Raw genomic sequence first — 864 nt, forward strand, 5'->3', positions numbered from 1 at the left:
TAAGACGACGTTTCCTTTGGCGAGGAGAGTCGTTGTGTTGGTATGACGAGTCTTGCTGAGCATCTGGTCTCGGATGAGTTGTGGGAGTTGTTTCGGCGGGTGGTGCCGGAGACGGTGGTGGTGCGTCCGCAGGGTGGGGGCCGTCGGCGGGCCGGGGACCGGGAATGTCTGACCGCGATCGTGTTCGTGGCGACGTCGGGCTGTTCCTGGCGGCAGTTGCCGCCGGTGTTCGGGCCGGCCTGGCCCACTGTCTACCGGCGTTTCGCGCGGTGGACTCAGCAGCGTGTCTGGGCCCGACTGCATCGCGTCATCCTCGACGAACTCGGCGCTCAGGGGGGATTGGACTGGTCACGATTCGCTGTTGACTCCGTGAGTGTCCGCGCTCTCAAAGGGGGCAGCTGACGGGACCGAATCCGACCGACCGCGGCAAAGCAGGGTCGAAAATCCACCTCATCGTGGACCGGTCCGGACTGCCGGTCTCCGTTGCCATCTCGGCCGCCAACACTCATGACAGCCTGGCCCTGCAACCGCTGGTCATGGGGATCCCGCCCATCCGCAGCCCACGCGGACCGCGGCGACGCCGGCCTGCAAAGCTTCACGGCGACAAGGGCTACGACTATCCCTACCTGCGTCGATGGCTCCGCAAGCGAAACATCATTCCTCGCATAGCCCGGCGAGGAATCGAAAACTCACAACGCCTGGGGCAACACCGCTGGGTAGTCGAGCGCACCATGTCCTGGCTCGGCGGATGCCGCCGCCTCCACCGACGCTACGAACGCAAGCCCGAACACTTCCTCGCCTTCACCGCCATCGCCACCAGCCTCATCAACCACCGCCGACTCACCAAGTGAAACGTCTTCTAAG

The 864-nt window shown here is 64.6% G+C and carries 1 protein-coding gene; it reads left to right on the forward strand.

Annotation, left to right across the window (positions count from 1 at the left end):
- The first annotated feature begins 42 nt into the window (after positions 1 to 42).
- Positions 43 to 851 (forward strand): IS5 family transposase gene (locus tag G6W55_RS37905; protein WP_175525095.1). Its coding sequence is split into 2 segments (ribosomal slippage): positions 43 to 390 and positions 393 to 851, totalling 807 coding nucleotides; the frame shifts between segments, so codons are not numbered across the junction.
- The last annotated feature ends 13 nt before the right edge of the window (positions 852 to 864 follow it).

The organism is Streptomyces sp. CAI-85, assembly GCF_013363615.1.
In the GTDB taxonomy this organism is placed as follows: domain Bacteria; phylum Actinomycetota; class Actinomycetes; order Streptomycetales; family Streptomycetaceae; genus Streptomyces; species Streptomyces antibioticus_B.